We start from the raw sequence: 15,916 nt of genomic DNA, 5'->3' as shown, positions 1-15,916 counted from the left end.
GCTAATCTAACATGATTAGCTTGAGAAATCTAAGAGCTTGACATCTACTGGCTATTTATTATCTAAATAGTCCTGCAAAATTATTGCCGCCGCAATTTGATCGATAACTTTCTTACGATCCTTTTTTGCGACTCCTGATTCTTCTAGTATCTCATCCGCATATACGGTAGTAAGTCGCTCGTCCACAAGCACAATAGGAATATCCACTCTCTTCTCAAGAAGACCCTTGAACTTGAGAGTGTCCTCGCAACGAAATCCCTCTGTGTCATCCATGTTCCTAGGGTAACCAAGAACAATGAGCTCAACATCGTACTCTTCACATATTTCTTTTATTCTAACGAGAGTATGGCGCAAAGCACTGGCACGTTCTCTTGTAATCGTCTCAAACTCCTGTGCAGTCAAAAGCAAAGGGTCACTTAGCGCGACCCCAACTGTTTTCGTCCCATAATCAAGACCAAGAATTCTTCCCATTACTTTCTCCAGCTCTCACTAGAAATATATTCCTTTAGAAGCTCTTCAACAAGCTCATCACGTTCAACTTTCATAATAAGGCTTCTAGCATTATTATGACTGGTAATATATGTAGGATCACCAGACATTATGTAGCCCACAATCTGATTCACTGGATTGTAGCCTTTTTCGGAAAGTGCACTATACACCTGCTCGATTACTTCCTTTACTCCAACAGGATTATCCTTTTGAACCTTAAAATATTGTGTGTTACTTAAATCTGCCATAAAAACCTCGTCTCTCAAACTCCCACACTATTACTAAACTATATAAGAATCATTAGAAATTAATATACAATAATAGCTTTTGCTTAGCCCTATTGTAATATAGAAAACCTTAAATTTCAACAACCAAGTACTGACCGTCGCCTATAATTTCCTTTGCTTTTACCTGCATAATGCAGTTAGAAAAATCGGTGTTCCCATCAGATTTAATTGCGCATTTAATGTACTCTTTTGAAAAACCAATGTAATAGCTTTCGCCATCAATTGTAGCCTCTTCTTCAAACAAAACATCTAGAGTCTTTCCTATATGAGACTTTCTGTACTGTAATGTTGTCTCATTTCCAAGAGCAATAAGACTAGCACTGCGCTGCTTTTTAACGGCATTTGTAATCTGGCCTGGCATAGTAGCAGCCTTTGTGCCCTTTCTCTTAGAGTACGCGAATACATGAAGCTCATAAAAAGCTATCTCTTTAACATAGTCTTCTGTGATTGCAAACTCTTCTTCTGTCTCCCCAGGGAAGCCTACAATGATATCTGTTGTAATAGCTGGATCATCAAAATACTTTCTAAGGATGTTAACCCCCTTAGTATACTCTTCAATTGTGTATTTTCTGTTCATTCTCTTAAGAACAGTATCACAGCCTGACTGTAAGGAAAGATGAAAATGTGGACAGAGTTTTTTAAGGGCAGAAACTCTAGTTGCAAAATCCTCTGTTACAATCTGAGGCTCCAAAGAACCTAGACGAATACGCTCAACACCCTCTATTTTTTCAACAGCCTCAAGCAAATCAGCAAGTGTATAATCCGTACCACTGCCATATGAGCTAAGGTGAATACCAGTAATAACAACCTCCTTGTATCCATTCTTAGCAAGTCCTGTAACCTCTGAAATAACATCATCTACGTCGCGACTTCTGATACGACCTCTGGCAAATGGAATAATGCAATAACTACAGAATTGATTACAACCATCCTGAACTTTTACAAATGCTCTAGTGTGTTCAGAATCCTTTTCAATTACCATATTCTCATATGATACGTTGCCATCATTTATATCTATCCAATCGAGAATAGGACCAGAACTCTCATCAAGATTAGCAAAATACTCATGTATTTTGCCTACAAGCTCATTCTTTTTATTGTTGCCAAGTATAATATCTGCTCCTAGCTCATCAGCAACTTCCTTGCCGAAGTTTTGAACATAACAACCAGCTGCTACTACACAAGCATCAGGATTAAGCTTTTTGCATTTATGTATCATCTGACGAGATTTTCTATCAGCTATATTTGTAACAGAGCAAGTATTAATAACATATACATCTGCCATTTCATCAAATCCTACTATGGTAAAACCATCCTTTTTAAGGAGTTCTTCCATGGCTTCGGTTTCATATGCATTAACCTTGCAACCAAGGTTGTGTAAAGCCGCTTTTTTCATATATAAATAGCCTTTCTAATTGTTGTGAATTAATCAATAGTTTGTTGACTTTTGGGCATCGTTGATTTAGTATAATCTTATATTTTTTATAAATCTTCGGAGGAGGCAAAAGCATGAAAACAGTTCAAATTTCTCTTAATTCAATTGACAAGGTAAAGTCTTTCGTTAATACCATCAGCCAGTTTGATTATGATTTTGATCTTGTAAGCGGACGTTATGTTATCGATGCTAAGTCTATCATGGGTATTTTCTCCCTTGACCTTTCTAAGCCAATCGATCTCACAGTTCACGCTGAAGGTGATGCAGAAGACGTTATGTCTACATTAAAGGATTATATCGTTTAATCCCAACTGACAGTAAATATTTAGGAGCTTTGCTTATACAGCAAAGCTCCTTTTTGTTATCGTACTTTTACAATCTCAACAGACTCAATTGCCTGCTTCATAAGCTCGTCAATCTTCTCATCAAGATTGTGCTCGTGCTTTTCAATAGCCTCAAGCTTTGGCTTTGTAACAGGATGCTTTGCAACGAAAATTGTACAGCAATCCTCGTAAGGCAAGATTGAAGTCTCATAAGTATCAATCTTCTCTGAAATATCAACAATATCCTGCTTATCAAATGCGATAAGTGGTCTGTATACAGGAAGTGAGCAAACTGCATTTGTACAGTTAAGAGACTGCATTGTCTGGCTGGCAACCTGTCCAATAGACTCACCAGTAACAAGACCAAGACAGTCATTTTCCTTTGCAAAGTGCTCTGCAATTCTCATCATGTAACGACGCATAATGATTGTAAGTTCCTCATGAGCACACTGCTCATATATATAAAGCTGAATATCTGTAAAGTTTACAATATGTAAATCAATAGGACCTGAATACTTAGCAACAAGCTTTGCAAGGTCTACTACCTTTTGCTTAGCCTGCTCAGATGTATAAGGTGGTGCATGGAAATATGTAGCTGAAAGGTTAACACCACGCTTAGCAATCATGTAGCCAGCAACAGGTGAATCAATACCACCAGAAAGTAAAAGCATAGCCTTGCCAGCTGTACCTACAGGCATGCCATGTGGACCAGGAATCTCTGTAGAATAGATTGCAATATTCTCTCTCACCTCTACATAAATAATGCGCTCTGGCTTGTGTACATCAACATGCATCTCTGGGAATGCATCTAAAAGACGGGCTCCAATCTCAGCAGCAACCTCCATTGAAGTCATAGGATACTGCTTGTTAGCACGACGTCCCATTACCTTGAACGAGAAATTCTTATCCTCAAACTCCTCATCAACATACTTGATAACAGCCTCTGCCATTGCGTCAAAGCCCTCATCTGGTACTACAACAGTAGGACAAATAGCACTGATACCAAATACATGCTGCAACGCATCTACTGCCTCATCATAATCGTATTCGCCATCTATAGAAACAAGAATTCTACCGCTTTGCTTTCTAACAACGAACTTACCCTCTACTGGGTCTAAAGCTCTCTTAATCTGTGTAACAAGAGCATCTTCAAAAACGTATCTATTTTTGCCCTTAACACCAATCTCTGAATATTTAATCAAAAATGCCTGATATGTCATATTTCCCATCCTTTATAATGTCATTTTAGGAACTAAATCTGTAAGCGCCTTAATAGCCTCTTCTACCTCATCCATTGTATTCTCAGGACAGAAGCTAAAACGTATTGTACGCTCAAGCAAATCCTTCTCAAGTCCAATAGACTTTAAAGTCTCGCTAATAGCCGGCTTGTTAGATGAACAAGCAGAACCAGCTGATACAAATATGCCGTAATTATCCTGAAGTGCATTAAGAATAACCTGAGCACGAGTCCTATTACCCTTTATAGATACACTTACAATGTGTGGAGCGCTATTATCATCAAGATGTCCATTGACACTGACGCCGTCTATAGAAGAAACGCCCTCAATCAATCGACGTCTCATAGCATACATGTGAGAAGCATTGCTGTCAAGATTGTCATAGCATGCCTTAGCTGCAATTCCAAGAGCTGCTATAGCTGGCACATTCTCTGTACCTGAGCGCATCCCTCTCTCATGGCCACCACCTAAAATCTGAGGTACCATAATATTAAAGATAGCCTCATTAATATATATAAATCCAGATCCCTTTGGACCGTGAATCTTATGTCCGCTGACTGTAAGAAAATCTATATCCATTTTCTTTGGGAATATCTTGAACTTTCCAAAGGCCTGAATAGCATCAACATGGAATAAAATGTCCTTGTTAAAGCTCTTAATAAGCTTGCCTGCCTCTGCAACTGGCTGAAGCGCACCTATCTCATTATTAACCATCATGATTGAAACAAGAATAGTATCCTCACGAAGTGCGTCCTTTAGCTCATCAAGATTAATCACGCCATATTCATCTGTGCCAAGATATGTAACCTCAAAGCCTTCCTTTTCAAGGGCCTTTACAGGATTTAAAACAGAAGCATGTTCAATCTTTGTGGTGATAATATGGTTGCCTCTTCGCTTTTTAGCCATAGCTCCACCGCGAATAGCAAGGTTGTTTCCCTCTGTACCACCACTGGTAAAATAGATTTCTTTAGAATTAACTTTTAATATGCCAGAAATAATGTCTCTAGCGTCCTTGAGATAATCCTTGCCCTTTGCACCCATACTGTGCAACGAAGAAGGATTGCCGTAGTTTTCCTGCAGACATTCTTGCATTATTGTCATCGCCTCATCAGAGCATCTGGTGGTGGCGGAATTATCAAAATAAATCATTACATTTCCTCGCATTTAAGCATTAACATACTAAGTGAACATATAGCGGCTGTATCAGTCCGAAGGATTCTGCCTCCAAGAGAAATAAGCTTAGCTCTATCTTTAACAAGCTCAATTTCAGAAGGATCAAATCCTCCCTCTGGTCCAATAAACACACCAATGCTCTGGCCCTTCTTTAGAGAAGCAAGCACATCAAATGTGTCTTTCATGCCATTTTTACACTCGTATGGCAAAAGAATAACATCCAAATCACAGGCATATTCATAAGCCTGCTTAAAGTCCATAATCTCATGAATACTAGGGATAATAGAACGCTTTGATTGCTTGGCAGCAGATTCTGCAATAGCCTGATAACGAGCAAGCTTGTTCTTTTTCTTTTTCTCATCAAGCTTTACAATGCAGTTTTTCATCTGCACAGGAATAATCTCATAGACTCCAAGTTCAACGCATTTTTCGATAATCGTCTCTATTCTGTCTCCCTTAGGAATTGCCTGGAATAAATATATACGGTTGTTTAGCTCGGTAGATGGAACCTCTTCAATAACATCAACAATTAAATCATCGCCACTTGGTCCATTAACCTGACAAATATAATTGCTGCCGTCAGAACATGACACTCTTATTTTTTCACCATTTTTAAGGCGTACTACCCTAATCAGATGATGTGCATCCTGTCCAGTTATTGTTATTACGCCATCTACTGGCGAATTATCAATGAATACCTGTTGCATATTATTTACGTGCGGTGATATTTACCCACTCACCTTGATGGTTTATTTCAACAATAGTAAGTCCAACAGCTTCCAACGCTTCCTTAACTTCATTTTCCTTAAAATCGATAATTCCAGAAGAAATAAAGTAAGAGCCCTTTTTCATTGTAGGCGGAATAGCTGGAGCCATAGCAATAATGATATCTGCCAAAATATTAGCAACTACCACATCATATTTTTCATATCCTACCTTGTCCTGCAAATCCTTGTCGTCGATAAGATTGCCAACATAGAAATCGCCAGATGATTTATCAATATGATTAACCTGGAAATTCTCATAGGTAGAAGCAATACAGTCCTCATCAATATCTGTACCAACAAGATGACATTGTCCGTCTAAAAGCTTGCTTGCTATAATTGAAAGAATACCGCTTCCACATCCAATATCAAGAATTTCATTCCCTGGCTTGAGATACTTTTTCAGTTGTCTAATACAAAGCTGAGTGGTCTCATGCTTGCCAGTACCAAATGAAACACCAGGATCAATCTCCACAAAGATTTTGCCCTCATCGGAAGCTTGAAGCTCCTCCCAAGTAGGCTTGATTAAAATGTCATCAATGTAGAAGGACTTAAAGAACTGCTTCCAGTTGTTAATCCAATCCTCTTGCTTTGTAACAGATGTATCAATGGTGCCTTCACCTATATCCATTACGTCCTTAAGCTCTGCTAAAGAAGTCTTTACCTGAGATAATAAAACCTCGTGGTCCTCTTCATCAGATAAATAAAAGCAGACTTTTGACAAACCTAAATCCTCTGGTAAATCAGGCTGAAGTTCTTCAAACTCTCCGCCCTGCTTGTCTCCAGAAACAGGTACATTGTTTTCTATCTCAATAGAATCAATACCAAGTTCCATAAGTGAAGCACTGACAAAATCCTCAGCTTCTGTAGTTGTATTAATCGAATATTTAATCCAGTTCATATTCTTCTCCTTTTACGGGAAAGCAGGGCCATTTATTATTGCTTACAGCAATGGTCCCGCTGTGGGAAACAGGCTCTCCCCTATTTCCATATAACAACAAAAATCACATATCAAGGAATCCCTTGATATGTGGTCTTATCAAAAATATTATGATTGTGCCTTAGCAGCAGCGGCCTTAGCAGTAATCTCATCCTTAAGGTCAACACACTTGTCCTTAAGCTTGCGAGATGTGCTAGGGGACTGAATAAGTCTAGCTATAAGTTTCATAGCTGCATCGTACTGCTTGTAGTGCATAGACATGTTGGCAAGCATAAACTCAACAGCCTCTGAAGCCATACCGCAATATGGTGGAGTCTCTGAAGATACTGCCTTCATGAATCCCTCGTATGCCTGCTTATAGAAGCCTTCATACTCTTTTTTAACCAGCTCTACCACCTTAGGATCTGCATCCTTTTGTCCCTGCAATTCCTTGAGCTGGGCACGGCGAAGCCAAGCTATCTTAAGACAAACATAAGCCTTTTCTGACATCTTAGCACGCTTTTTAAGTGTACAAATAAGAGCAAGCTTAAATTTCTCTACTGAATAATCATAAGAATATATATCAGGAAGTGTCTCACCTATCTGAGGCTTGAAACTAGGACAAAACTCAGCACGGATAAGCTTAACTCTAGCTGTATCTATCTTAGAGAATGTGGTATCAAGGGCTGAATAGCCACAATGTGGGCATGATATAAAGTCATATTTGCACTTGTCAACATACTCATAATTAGGTCTCAAGTCGAAATCAGGCTCAAGACGCTTAAGCTTTGTAGCAAGAACAGCCTTGATAGGGAATTCCTTATCACATACAGGACATCTAACCTTTTTATCAAGAATAAAGTCCTTTTCTTCCTTTACAACCGGTGCTGCAGCCTGACCAGACTGAGTAGCCCCTGCCTTTTGCTTTTCATCGGCTAAAATATCAAGCTCCCCATCCATTGAGAAGCCAAATTTTTCCATTCCTGAAAGTAAATTCATAATACGTCCTTTAACTAAAAACTAATTAGTTGGTAACAGTTAAATGCTTATTTTGTAATTTTATAAGAGCTCTTAAGGGAAACGATACGATTGAATACTAAAGCATCTGGCTTAGAATCCTTAGAATCAACACAGAAGAATCCCTGTCTCACAAACTGGAAGCTATCATATGCCTTAGCATCCTTAAGAGATGGCTCTACAAGGCAATCTTTAAGAACTGTAAGGGAGTTTGGATTAAGATTCAAACTACCATCTTCATTATACACTCCTTTTTCTTCGTCCACAATGTTTTCGTAGAGGCGCACTTCAGCCTTTAAAGCTGTCTTAGCTGCTACCCAGTGGATTGTTCCCTTGACCTTTCTACCGTCTGGAGCGTCGCCGCCCTTAGTAGCTGGGTCATATGTACAATGAATGCAAGTCACCTTACCATTCTCATCAGTCTCATAAGATGTACAAGTAACGAAGTATGCGTTCATAAGGCGAACTTCGTTACCTGGATATAATCTAAAGTATTTCTTAGGAGGCTCAATCATGAAGTCCTCTCTATCGATGTAAAGCTCCTTACCAAATGGAACCTGACGGCTACCAAGCTCAGGATTCTCAAGGTTGTTAGGAGCATCAAGCCACTCCACATCATCACTGTCGTAATTATCAATAACAAGCTTGACTGGATCAAGAACTGCCATAACACGGCTACGGCTTGTCTTTAAATCCTCTCTGATACAATACTCAAGCATTGCATAGTCAGAAGACGAATTAGCCTTAGATACGCCTGAAAGCTCTACAAACTTCTGAATTGAAGAAGGAGTAAATCCTCTTCTACGAAGAGCCGCGATAGATACAAGACGAGGATCGTCCCAACCATCTACAATACCATCTTCAACAAGCTTTTTAATGTATCTCTTACCAGTAACAACATTTGTAAGGTACATCTTAGCAAACTCAATCTGACGTGGTGGATTAGCAAATCCTGCAGACTTAACCACCCAATCATAAAGAGGTCTGTGATCCTCAAACTCAAGAGTACAGATTGAATGTGTAATATTCTCGAAAGCATCCTCAAGTGGATGTGCAAAATCGTACATTGGGTAGATGCACCACTTATCACCTGTGTTGTGATGTGTCATGTGGGCAACTCTGTAAAGGATTGGATCACGCATATTGATATTAGGTGATGCCATATCAATCTTTGCACGAAGTGTATGGCTTCCATCCTCGTATTTACCATTTTTCATATCTTCAAACATCTGAAGATTCTCTTCTACGCTACGATTACGGTTAGGATCTTCCTTACCAGGGTGCTCAAAATCACCTCTGAACTCTCTCATCTCATCAGCAGAAAGATCAGATACATAGGCAAGACCCTTCTTAATAAGGTCCACAGCTACCTCATACATCTTATCAAAATAGTTTGATGCAAAATAAAGGTGGTCACCCCAATCAGCACCAAGCCACTTAATGTCAGCCTTGATTGAATCAACGAACTCTACCTTTTCTTTTGTAGGATTAGTGTCATCAAATCTCATGTGGAACTCACCATTGTATTTCTTAGCGAGACCGTAATTTAAGATGATTGACTTAGCATGTCCAATATGTAAATAACCATTTGGCTCTGGTGGGAAACGTGTACAAACGTGGTCGTATACACCTTCCTTAAGATCCTTATCAATTTCAAGCTCGATAAAATTTTTGCTAACTACTTCTTCACTCATTTTACTAATATTTCCTTCCCATTATTTTTGCATCGAATATCTGCCATAAATGACAGCCTAAAAATCAAAGTAATTACTTAACGTGAGTATGAGTAAATAAATGGTCGCTGCAATACTCATAGTTACCATTGCACTTACTGCAGAATCTAAACTCTAATTCTGGATTAGTAATCTCCGTGCGTCCACAAACAGCACATTTATGCTTTGCAATAGGGGTGCCATCCCGATAAGCAGTTCTAGGTGGTGTAACCTGACGCTTAAACTCAGCACGTCTGTGGATTTCCTTAGGATTATATCTATTATATTTTCTAGTCATAAGCCAGAAAATAAAGAAATTCAAAAGTGATGCAATGATAGGTACAGCGGCGCACCACTCTCCTGCACTAACATATTGGAATACATTATATCCAACAATAACAAGGTAGAAAATTGACATCCACTTCATCTTTATCGGAATAATGAAATATAAAAGCACCTGCATATCAGGAAAGCATGCAGAAAAAGCCAAAAATATAGACAAATTAATATAATATGTACTGAAATATTGGCCTATTGAAAGGGGAATAACCCCTCCAAGTAAAGGTGGAAAAAAGAAATAAACAACAAAGGCACCTATTACTGTAAATATAATTCCACCAAATATATAAACGTTAAATTTGAAAGCACCCCATGTACGCTCTAGCACAGAACCTAGCTGGTAATAAAGCATAAACATGATGATAGTCCAAAGACTAAGACTACTAGGTGGTACAAGGACCCATGAAATTAATCTCCAAACCTGGCCCTGAAGAATAAGTTGTGGCTCCAATGTCATAAAACTAAGGTATGGCACTCCAGTAAATCTCTGTCCAAACAACAGTACATAACCAATTGCATATCCACATAAAAGGTAAATAATCAAATTGTTAATGGCATATTTACCTAGTTTTTTCTCTAATTTATCAAGCAAAATAACTATCCTCCGTTATTGTTCGCACACTTCTAGACATAATAATAGACTTTAAAGATTATAACCCTTTAAAGCCTATGTTATCAATAGGAATTTTATTCCTCCATGTACTCCTTTACATTGCTCCTATCTATCTTAATGTATGGAACATAGTAATATTTACCGTCCACTAGATTAATATCATCAGGGACCTTTCCATTTGCAGCAATTCCATAGGCCATCTCAGCAATAATCCGGCCCTTAGCCTCAGCATTATTAAGAGCTGTGCCCTCAATCACTCCATCAGAAATATATTTCAAAACTTCCTGATCACCATTGACACCAACAATCAATGGCATGTTTTGAACTCTAAATATCTTCATAGCATCTACAGCTCCAAGAGCCATATTATCATCATTGGCAATTACAAGCTCAATTTGTCTCGGGTACCCCTGAAGAAGTGATGTAACCTTGGTTTGAGCCTGTTTTCTGTCCCAATTGGCTATTTCATCTCCCAAGCGTTCCAGCTCAATTCCGCCATCTAAAATAGTCTCCACTGATACACGGCTGCGAATAATTGCATCCTGATGTCCCACTTCTCCTTCTAGCAATATATATTGGATAACACCATCACCGCTAATATCAATTTCATCAAACCTCTTTTCAAGAGCAGAAAGAACAAGCTCCCCCTGAATCCTTCCGCTCTCTTCAGGCTCTGCACCTACGTAATAGAGCTTATCAAATCGCTTCAAATCATCCTCTACCAACTCTCGATTAAAGAAAACAATAGGTGTATCTGTAGATTTAGCAGTCTCAATTATCACAGATGGGTCAGTTCTATCTACAAGATTTACACATATTATGTCATAACCCTTTTCAATAAAATCCTCCACCTGGTCATTTTGAACTAGTTGATTTTGGCTGGAATATACAGTTGTTGTAACGATTTCAACATTCTGTCTATCTGCGATCTGAGTTAAGTTGTTTTCTATATTATGTCTTATCTGTTCTGTAAATGGGTCAAACTCATTGTACATTGTAATTCCAACTTTTATAGTTCTGACTTCCTCCACATCATTATTTGGAAGATTACATCCCCATATAAGTCCAACCACCAAAACAAAAACAATTAATAACGATACCTTTTTCATACCTTTATCCTATTTAACAAATGGAAACAGCACCTTTTCAAGTTCATCACTGTACATATTTTCTCTATCAGCTATGTAGTAAAGAGGCGCGTTAGAGGCCATATTTCCATACTCTTTTTTGTCTGTAATTTGCAAAACCGCCAGAAATCCCATTGAATAATCATCCTTGAAAGCAAGGGCATTAATTCCTTGAGAATCCAGGTAATATACTGCCTCCTGACTGTTATCGACCGAGAATACCTTTATATCTCTATTGATTCTCAATTTACCAGAAGCCGCTCCCTCCATAGTGTAATAATCAAGGGTAATTATCCCATCGTAATTTCCTAGGATTTCTATGTTATATAAAGACTTTTTAATTACAGAAGGGTCAGAGGACATAAGCCTGTACTCCGCCTTAATTCCCTTGCTATCAAGATTCTCTATAAGGGACTCTTTAAGAGTATCCACATTGACATCTTCATGGGATGAAACTATGAGAATATTCTTACAGTTATAATTAAAGGAAATATACCTGGAAAAATCAGTAGCTATAGCCTCATCATCTGCAACCACTCCATTTATAGTAGCATTAAGAGCACCATTTCTCGCCAAGAATACTTTATTAAAAAGCTGTCTTTCATTTATAAAAGAAATCATTGCAGGATAGTCGCTAGTGGCAACCACCGCATAGTCAGCTCCATCGTTAAAGGCTCTTAAAACAGCTTCCTGTTCACCTTCGCTTCCTAAATCCACAGGCACATTTACAAAATCTACTGATACGTCCTTATCAAGAGCAGCAGTCTCAGCTCCCGCCTTCATGCTCTCCCATTCATCTAAATTATCACCTGTAACAATAAAGGATATCTTTACCTCATCCTTTTGTGTATTGCTGTAAGTTAGATATATAAAAGTCTCTATCAACAGCAGGCAAAAGAAGGCTATTATGAAGCCGATAATAATTTTCCTATTTTTCACGACCTTCACCTCCCTGATATTCTTCCATAGTCATCTTAGGAAGATGAATTGTGGCTGTTGTTCCCACATCCAGCTCGCTTTCAAGAGTCAGTCCATACTCCTCCTTAAAGTAGAGGTTGATTCTCTGGTTGATATTCCAAAGACCAATTCCTGAGCCCTTGCCTTTTGACTGAGATTTATCCTTGAGAAGATTCTCCAAGGTTTCAGGTGGAATTCCCATTCCATTATCCCTAACCTCGATAAATATATCACCGTCCTTTTCATATCCCACTATATCAATCACGCCCTCGTCATCATAATCGCCAACTGCGTGATATATGGCATTTTCAATTAACGGCTGAATAATAAGCTTTATTGTAATGCAATCCTCAATAGCTGGATCAATATCAATATTTGCCTCGAACTTGTTCTTATAGCGCACCTTTTGGATGGCAAGATAGTTTTTAGCATGAGTTATCTCGTCTTTTATTGTGATTATGTTATTGCCCTTGCTAAGACTGATTCTAAACAGGGAGGCAAGGCTTGTAATCATGGAAATCGCCTCTGGATATTTTTCCGTCTCAATCATCCAGACAATTGAGTCCAGTGTATTGTAAAGGAAATGAGGATTAATCTGAGCCTGAAGCGCATTTAATTCGGATTTACGTTTTTCTTTTTGTTCCTTTACTCGCTCATCCATGATATTTCTCATTTGGACAACAAGAGATTTAATGGTCCTGCCCAGATGCCTAATCTCGTGGGAACCACCTATATATACCTGCTCAGCATCAAGCGCACCCTCTTCAATATCCTTTAAAGATGCCTCTAAACGCTTAATTGGATCAGTAACAATTTTAGAAATAATAACATTGCCAAATACTATTAAGAAAATGGTAAATGTAATTATAACCAACATAAAAACTCTAAGCTGATTATAGTCTCCTGTAAGCTCAGAAACAGGCACAACTGACACAATTTTCCATCCAGTATAGCCTATCGTCTTTACGATAACCGCTCTCTTATCTCCCTCAAATGTCTCTATATAATCCCCGTCATCGTAAGTGACATCAACCAAATTGTTCTCTTTAACAAGGCCTGCATAAATAGCCTTTTGCTTAGGGTGATAGATTATCTCGCCATCTGAATCCACAAGATAAACGTATCCAGCGCCTCTTTCATTTACCCTTGAAAACATCTGCTCTATAGCAGAATAGTTCATATCTACAAGGAGAATACCTCTTCTTGTGTATCCCATAAAATTAAGATCCACACTACGGCTCAAGGAAACAACCCAGAAATATCTGTAGTTACTGCTCTCGAACATATTCTGTACATGTGGGGTTGAGAAATGAAAGTTCTCGATTTTCTCTTCAGTGTTTGTGAACCAATCCTGCTCAGTAAAATCAACGCCAGCTTTTCTAGTTGCAATTGGAGCAGCAGAAATAAGGGCACCATCCTGGGAAATGCAGGCGATACTTATGAGGTTGTCCTTATTGGCCTCATATAAAATATCCATTTCCTTGGTCATGGTGTCACTGGTAAGATCCATATTTTTGATGACACTGTAATACATACTATTAGAAATTCCCATCATATTTCTAAGATAGGAATTAAGATTCCAACTCATCTGGTCAACGACCTGCTTGTTATTATCAATTGCCGCCTGCTTGGCAGTGTTAATATAGTTGGTGTAAAAAGCAAATGCCATAAATGACATGCTAAGTATGGCAACTATAGTAAATGACAATGAAATAATAAGCTGAATGCTCCTTCTTTTGGAAGCTCTCTTGACCCGATGAAAATAATGTCTTAGGTCAAAGCGCTCCATTAATTACCTCTCTGCTGTCTATATTTTGATGGTGATATACCATAAGCTTTTTTAAATACATAGCTGAAATAATTTGGCTCCTCATAGCCAATCATTCCTGCAATCATATAGGCCTTCTCATCTGTGTTTTCCAGTAACTCTACTGCTTTTTTAAGGCGAATATCAGTAAGATATGAAACAAAGCTCAGGCCCGTATTTTTCTTGAACACCGACGAAAAATAGTTAGGGCTAACATTTAGATAAGTGCAAAGACTTTCAACAGAAATATCCGACTCTGTAAAATGCTCTGCAATAAATCCCTTGGCCTTTTCTATCATAAGACCTGTGCTATCAAGTCTGGTTTTATTGACCATGTCTTTTACCTTAAAGCATCTGTCCTCAAACCACTTTTCCACCATATCAAGGGATTCTACCTTTTCCAAAAGTTCAAGTATGTCCTTGTCACCCTTTTCATCTTCAGAATTAATATCATATGTTCTAGCCAGCTTAATTATCTCAAAATAAGCCTCTAGGATTGAAAGCTTCAGCTGATAAAGAGCCACACCTTTTTGATGAAGATTGGAGAAAAACTCATGTATTGAACCCTTAAGTTCTTCTGGTGAACCAATCTTTATCTGCTTTAAAATCTGATTTACATTATCTGTCTCAAATAAGTTAATATGGGCACCCTTAGGCTCAACATCACCTATAGGAATAGCCTGATTTTCATCTAAAAGTATTCTGTAGGCAGCTGCCTCTCCTGCGGATTTAAATGAGCTAAATAAATCCTTAAGCTCTGTAACCATACCACCAACACCTGCAGTTGTATTAGTCTGCAAAAGCTTGGCAGAAAGCTTACAAATTCTGTCTAAGTCTGTAACAAACTCATCGTACTCTTCGGCTCTCTCAAAGCATCCCAGCACAATTACATTGCCCAGATAATTAAGGCAATAATAATTAGCATGACCAGCAAGCCTCTCCTTGGCAAGCTGATTTAAAGAAACGCAAAGAAGACGCCTTGTATCGTTATTAATTTCATTTTGATTTTCAAAGGAAAGCTTTATTATGCCGACAGCATAGAAATTCCCCTCAATACCTTGTCCATAGTCTGCTGCTATCTCATTAATCCTATCAGGCTCAATATGGCCCTCTATAAGACCAATCAAAAACTGCTCTCTAAAAAAAGGAAAACTCTCCTGATAGTACTTCTCCAGAGTCTCCATATTGCGGCGCTTATCTACCTCGTCATCAAGGCGCACCTTAATCCGAGCAAAAACCTGATAAAGCTCATCTGCATCTATTGGCTTTAAAATATATTCTTCAGCAGAAAGCTCGATTGCCTCCTTCGCATAGTCAAACTCATCATAGCCGGAAAAAATAACCACCTTAGTAGCTGGCAGCTGAGCCTTTAACTGCTTAGAAAATTCAAGACCGTTCATAAAAGGCATATTGACATCAGTCATTACAACATCTGGCTGAGTATCAAGGGCTCTCTCCAATGCATCTTGGCCATTTTCCGCAGTGGCCACCACATTAAATCCAAGCTCCTGCCAATTAATCTTTTTCTCGATGGCAAGGCGAACTTCCTCCTCGTCATCAACAAGCATAACATTGTACATAAATTATTCCCCCGAATACCTAAAACATGCCTAAATTATAGCAAAAATTGCCTCACAAGTATAGAAGAAATGGACCTGGGGGACGGAGTCAGTGGTCCATTTTCAAATAGCAAAATGGACCACTAACCCCGTCCCC

At 38.6% G+C, this 15,916-nt stretch carries 15 protein-coding genes; 1 reads left to right on the top strand and 14 read right to left on the bottom strand.

The window, feature by feature from the left end; translation table 11 throughout:
• Positions 1–51 precede the first annotated feature (51 nt).
• The 3 genes from ruvX to mtaB form a co-directional block, all read right to left on the bottom strand.
• A complete protein-coding gene (gene ruvX, locus BLP50_RS00705; protein WP_090149440.1) occupies positions 52–471 on the bottom strand; it encodes a Holliday junction resolvase RuvX in 420 nt (139 codons plus the stop codon).
• A complete protein-coding gene (locus BLP50_RS00700) occupies positions 471–737 on the bottom strand; it encodes an IreB family regulatory phosphoprotein (RefSeq protein WP_090149437.1) in 267 nt (88 codons plus the stop codon). The genes ruvX and BLP50_RS00700 overlap by 1 nt, the downstream gene beginning before the upstream one ends.
• A gap of 109 nt (positions 738–846) precedes the next feature.
• Positions 847–2,172 carry a tRNA (N(6)-L-threonylcarbamoyladenosine(37)-C(2))-methylthiotransferase MtaB gene (mtaB, locus tag BLP50_RS00695; RefSeq protein WP_090149433.1) on the bottom strand — a complete coding sequence of 442 codons (1,326 nt, stop codon included), beginning with the start codon at positions 2,170–2,172 and terminating at the stop codon, positions 847–849.
• A 113-nt stretch (positions 2,173–2,285) separates the two neighbouring features.
• Here mtaB and BLP50_RS00690 point away from each other — a divergent pair, with 113 nt between their 5' ends.
• Positions 2,286–2,516, top strand: coding sequence for an HPr family phosphocarrier protein (locus BLP50_RS00690; RefSeq protein WP_028243612.1), 231 nt, complete (start codon positions 2,286–2,288; stop codon positions 2,514–2,516).
• 56 nt (positions 2,517–2,572) lie between these two features.
• Here the strand turns inward: BLP50_RS00690 and thiI are convergent, their stop codons facing one another.
• The 11 genes from thiI to BLP50_RS00635 form a co-directional block, all read right to left on the bottom strand.
• Positions 2,573–3,754 carry a tRNA uracil 4-sulfurtransferase ThiI gene (gene thiI / locus BLP50_RS00685; protein WP_090149431.1) on the bottom strand — a complete coding sequence of 394 codons (1,182 nt, stop codon included), beginning with the start codon at positions 3,752–3,754 and terminating at the stop codon, positions 2,573–2,575.
• Between the two features lie 12 nt (positions 3,755–3,766).
• Positions 3,767–4,921: a cysteine desulfurase family protein gene (locus BLP50_RS00680; RefSeq protein ID WP_242869190.1), complete on the bottom strand. Its 1,155-nt coding sequence runs from the start codon at positions 4,919–4,921 to the stop codon at positions 3,767–3,769.
• Positions 4,921–5,652, bottom strand: a complete 732-nt coding sequence (locus BLP50_RS00675) for an RsmE family RNA methyltransferase (protein ID WP_090149424.1) — start codon at positions 5,650–5,652, stop codon at positions 4,921–4,923. The genes BLP50_RS00680 and BLP50_RS00675 overlap by 1 nt, the downstream gene beginning before the upstream one ends.
• Before the next feature lies 1 nt (position 5,653).
• Positions 5,654–6,610, bottom strand: coding sequence for a 50S ribosomal protein L11 methyltransferase (gene prmA, locus BLP50_RS00670; RefSeq protein ID WP_090149420.1), 957 nt, complete (start codon positions 6,608–6,610; stop codon positions 5,654–5,656).
• 147 nt (positions 6,611–6,757) lie between these two features.
• On the bottom strand, positions 6,758–7,627 hold the full coding sequence (locus BLP50_RS00665; RefSeq protein ID WP_090149417.1) for a DUF2225 domain-containing protein: 870 nt from the start codon (positions 7,625–7,627) through the stop codon (positions 6,758–6,760).
• A gap of 47 nt (positions 7,628–7,674) precedes the next feature.
• On the bottom strand, positions 7,675–9,339 hold the full coding sequence (locus BLP50_RS00660; protein ID WP_090149414.1) for a glutamine--tRNA ligase/YqeY domain fusion protein: 1,665 nt from the start codon (positions 9,337–9,339) through the stop codon (positions 7,675–7,677).
• A 73-nt stretch (positions 9,340–9,412) separates the two neighbouring features.
• Positions 9,413–10,288 (bottom strand): hypothetical protein, encoded by an 876-nt coding sequence (locus tag BLP50_RS00655; RefSeq protein ID WP_330386030.1) that lies wholly within the window; start codon positions 10,286–10,288, stop codon positions 9,413–9,415.
• Positions 10,289–10,383: 95 nt separating this feature from the next.
• Positions 10,384–11,418: a galactose ABC transporter substrate-binding protein gene (locus tag BLP50_RS00650; protein WP_090149409.1), complete on the bottom strand. Its 1,035-nt coding sequence runs from the start codon at positions 11,416–11,418 to the stop codon at positions 10,384–10,386.
• A gap of 9 nt (positions 11,419–11,427) precedes the next feature.
• Positions 11,428–12,375 carry a type 1 periplasmic-binding domain-containing protein gene (locus BLP50_RS00645; protein WP_090149405.1) on the bottom strand — a complete coding sequence of 316 codons (948 nt, stop codon included), beginning with the start codon at positions 12,373–12,375 and terminating at the stop codon, positions 11,428–11,430.
• Entirely contained in the window at positions 12,365–14,182 is a 1,818-nt protein-coding gene (locus BLP50_RS00640; protein ID WP_090149402.1) for a sensor histidine kinase, read from the bottom strand. Before BLP50_RS00640 ends, BLP50_RS00645 begins: the two co-directional genes overlap by 11 nt.
• Positions 14,182–15,780 carry a response regulator transcription factor gene (locus BLP50_RS00635; protein WP_090149399.1) on the bottom strand — a complete coding sequence of 533 codons (1,599 nt, stop codon included), beginning with the start codon at positions 15,778–15,780 and terminating at the stop codon, positions 14,182–14,184. The genes BLP50_RS00640 and BLP50_RS00635 overlap by 1 nt, the downstream gene beginning before the upstream one ends.
• Positions 15,781–15,916: the final 136 nt, after the last annotated feature.

Origin of the sequence: Pseudobutyrivibrio sp. AR14, from assembly GCF_900101325.1 — a bacterium.
Classification (GTDB): domain Bacteria; phylum Bacillota; class Clostridia; order Lachnospirales; family Lachnospiraceae; genus Pseudobutyrivibrio.
Note: the sequence above shows the minus strand (reverse complement) of the source record. Positions and strands in the feature narration are given on the sequence as shown.

Excerpts from the sequence above, each read along its gene's own strand:
- BLP50_RS00660 (WP_090149414.1), bottom strand. The coding sequence starts at position 9,339 with ATGAGTGAAGAAGTAGTTAGCAAAAATTTTATCGAGCTTGAAATTGAT.
- BLP50_RS00665 (WP_090149417.1), bottom strand. The coding sequence starts at position 7,627 with ATGAATTTACTTTCAGGAATGGAAAAATTTGGCTTCTCAATGGATGGG.
- BLP50_RS00640 (WP_090149402.1), bottom strand. The coding sequence starts at position 14,182 with ATGGAGCGCTTTGACCTAAGACATTATTTTCATCGGGTCAAGAGAGCT.
- ruvX (WP_090149440.1), bottom strand. The coding sequence starts at position 471 with ATGGGAAGAATTCTTGGTCTTGATTATGGGACGAAAACAGTTGGGGTC.
- BLP50_RS00650 (WP_090149409.1), bottom strand. The coding sequence starts at position 11,418 with ATGAAAAAGGTATCGTTATTAATTGTTTTTGTTTTGGTGGTTGGACTT.
- prmA (WP_090149420.1), bottom strand. The coding sequence starts at position 6,610 with ATGAACTGGATTAAATATTCGATTAATACAACTACAGAAGCTGAGGAT.
- mtaB (WP_090149433.1), bottom strand. The coding sequence starts at position 2,172 with ATGAAAAAAGCGGCTTTACACAACCTTGGTTGCAAGGTTAATGCATAT.
- BLP50_RS00680 (WP_242869190.1), bottom strand. The coding sequence starts at position 4,921 with ATGATTTATTTTGATAATTCCGCCACCACCAGATGCTCTGATGAGGCG.
- BLP50_RS00700 (WP_090149437.1), bottom strand. The coding sequence starts at position 737 with ATGGCAGATTTAAGTAACACACAATATTTTAAGGTTCAAAAGGATAAT.
- thiI (WP_090149431.1), bottom strand. The coding sequence starts at position 3,754 with ATGACATATCAGGCATTTTTGATTAAATATTCAGAGATTGGTGTTAAG.
- BLP50_RS00675 (WP_090149424.1), bottom strand. The coding sequence starts at position 5,652 with ATGCAACAGGTATTCATTGATAATTCGCCAGTAGATGGCGTAATAACA.
- BLP50_RS00690 (WP_028243612.1), top strand. The coding sequence starts at position 2,286 with ATGAAAACAGTTCAAATTTCTCTTAATTCAATTGACAAGGTAAAGTCT.
- BLP50_RS00635 (WP_090149399.1), bottom strand. The coding sequence starts at position 15,780 with ATGTACAATGTTATGCTTGTTGATGACGAGGAGGAAGTTCGCCTTGCC.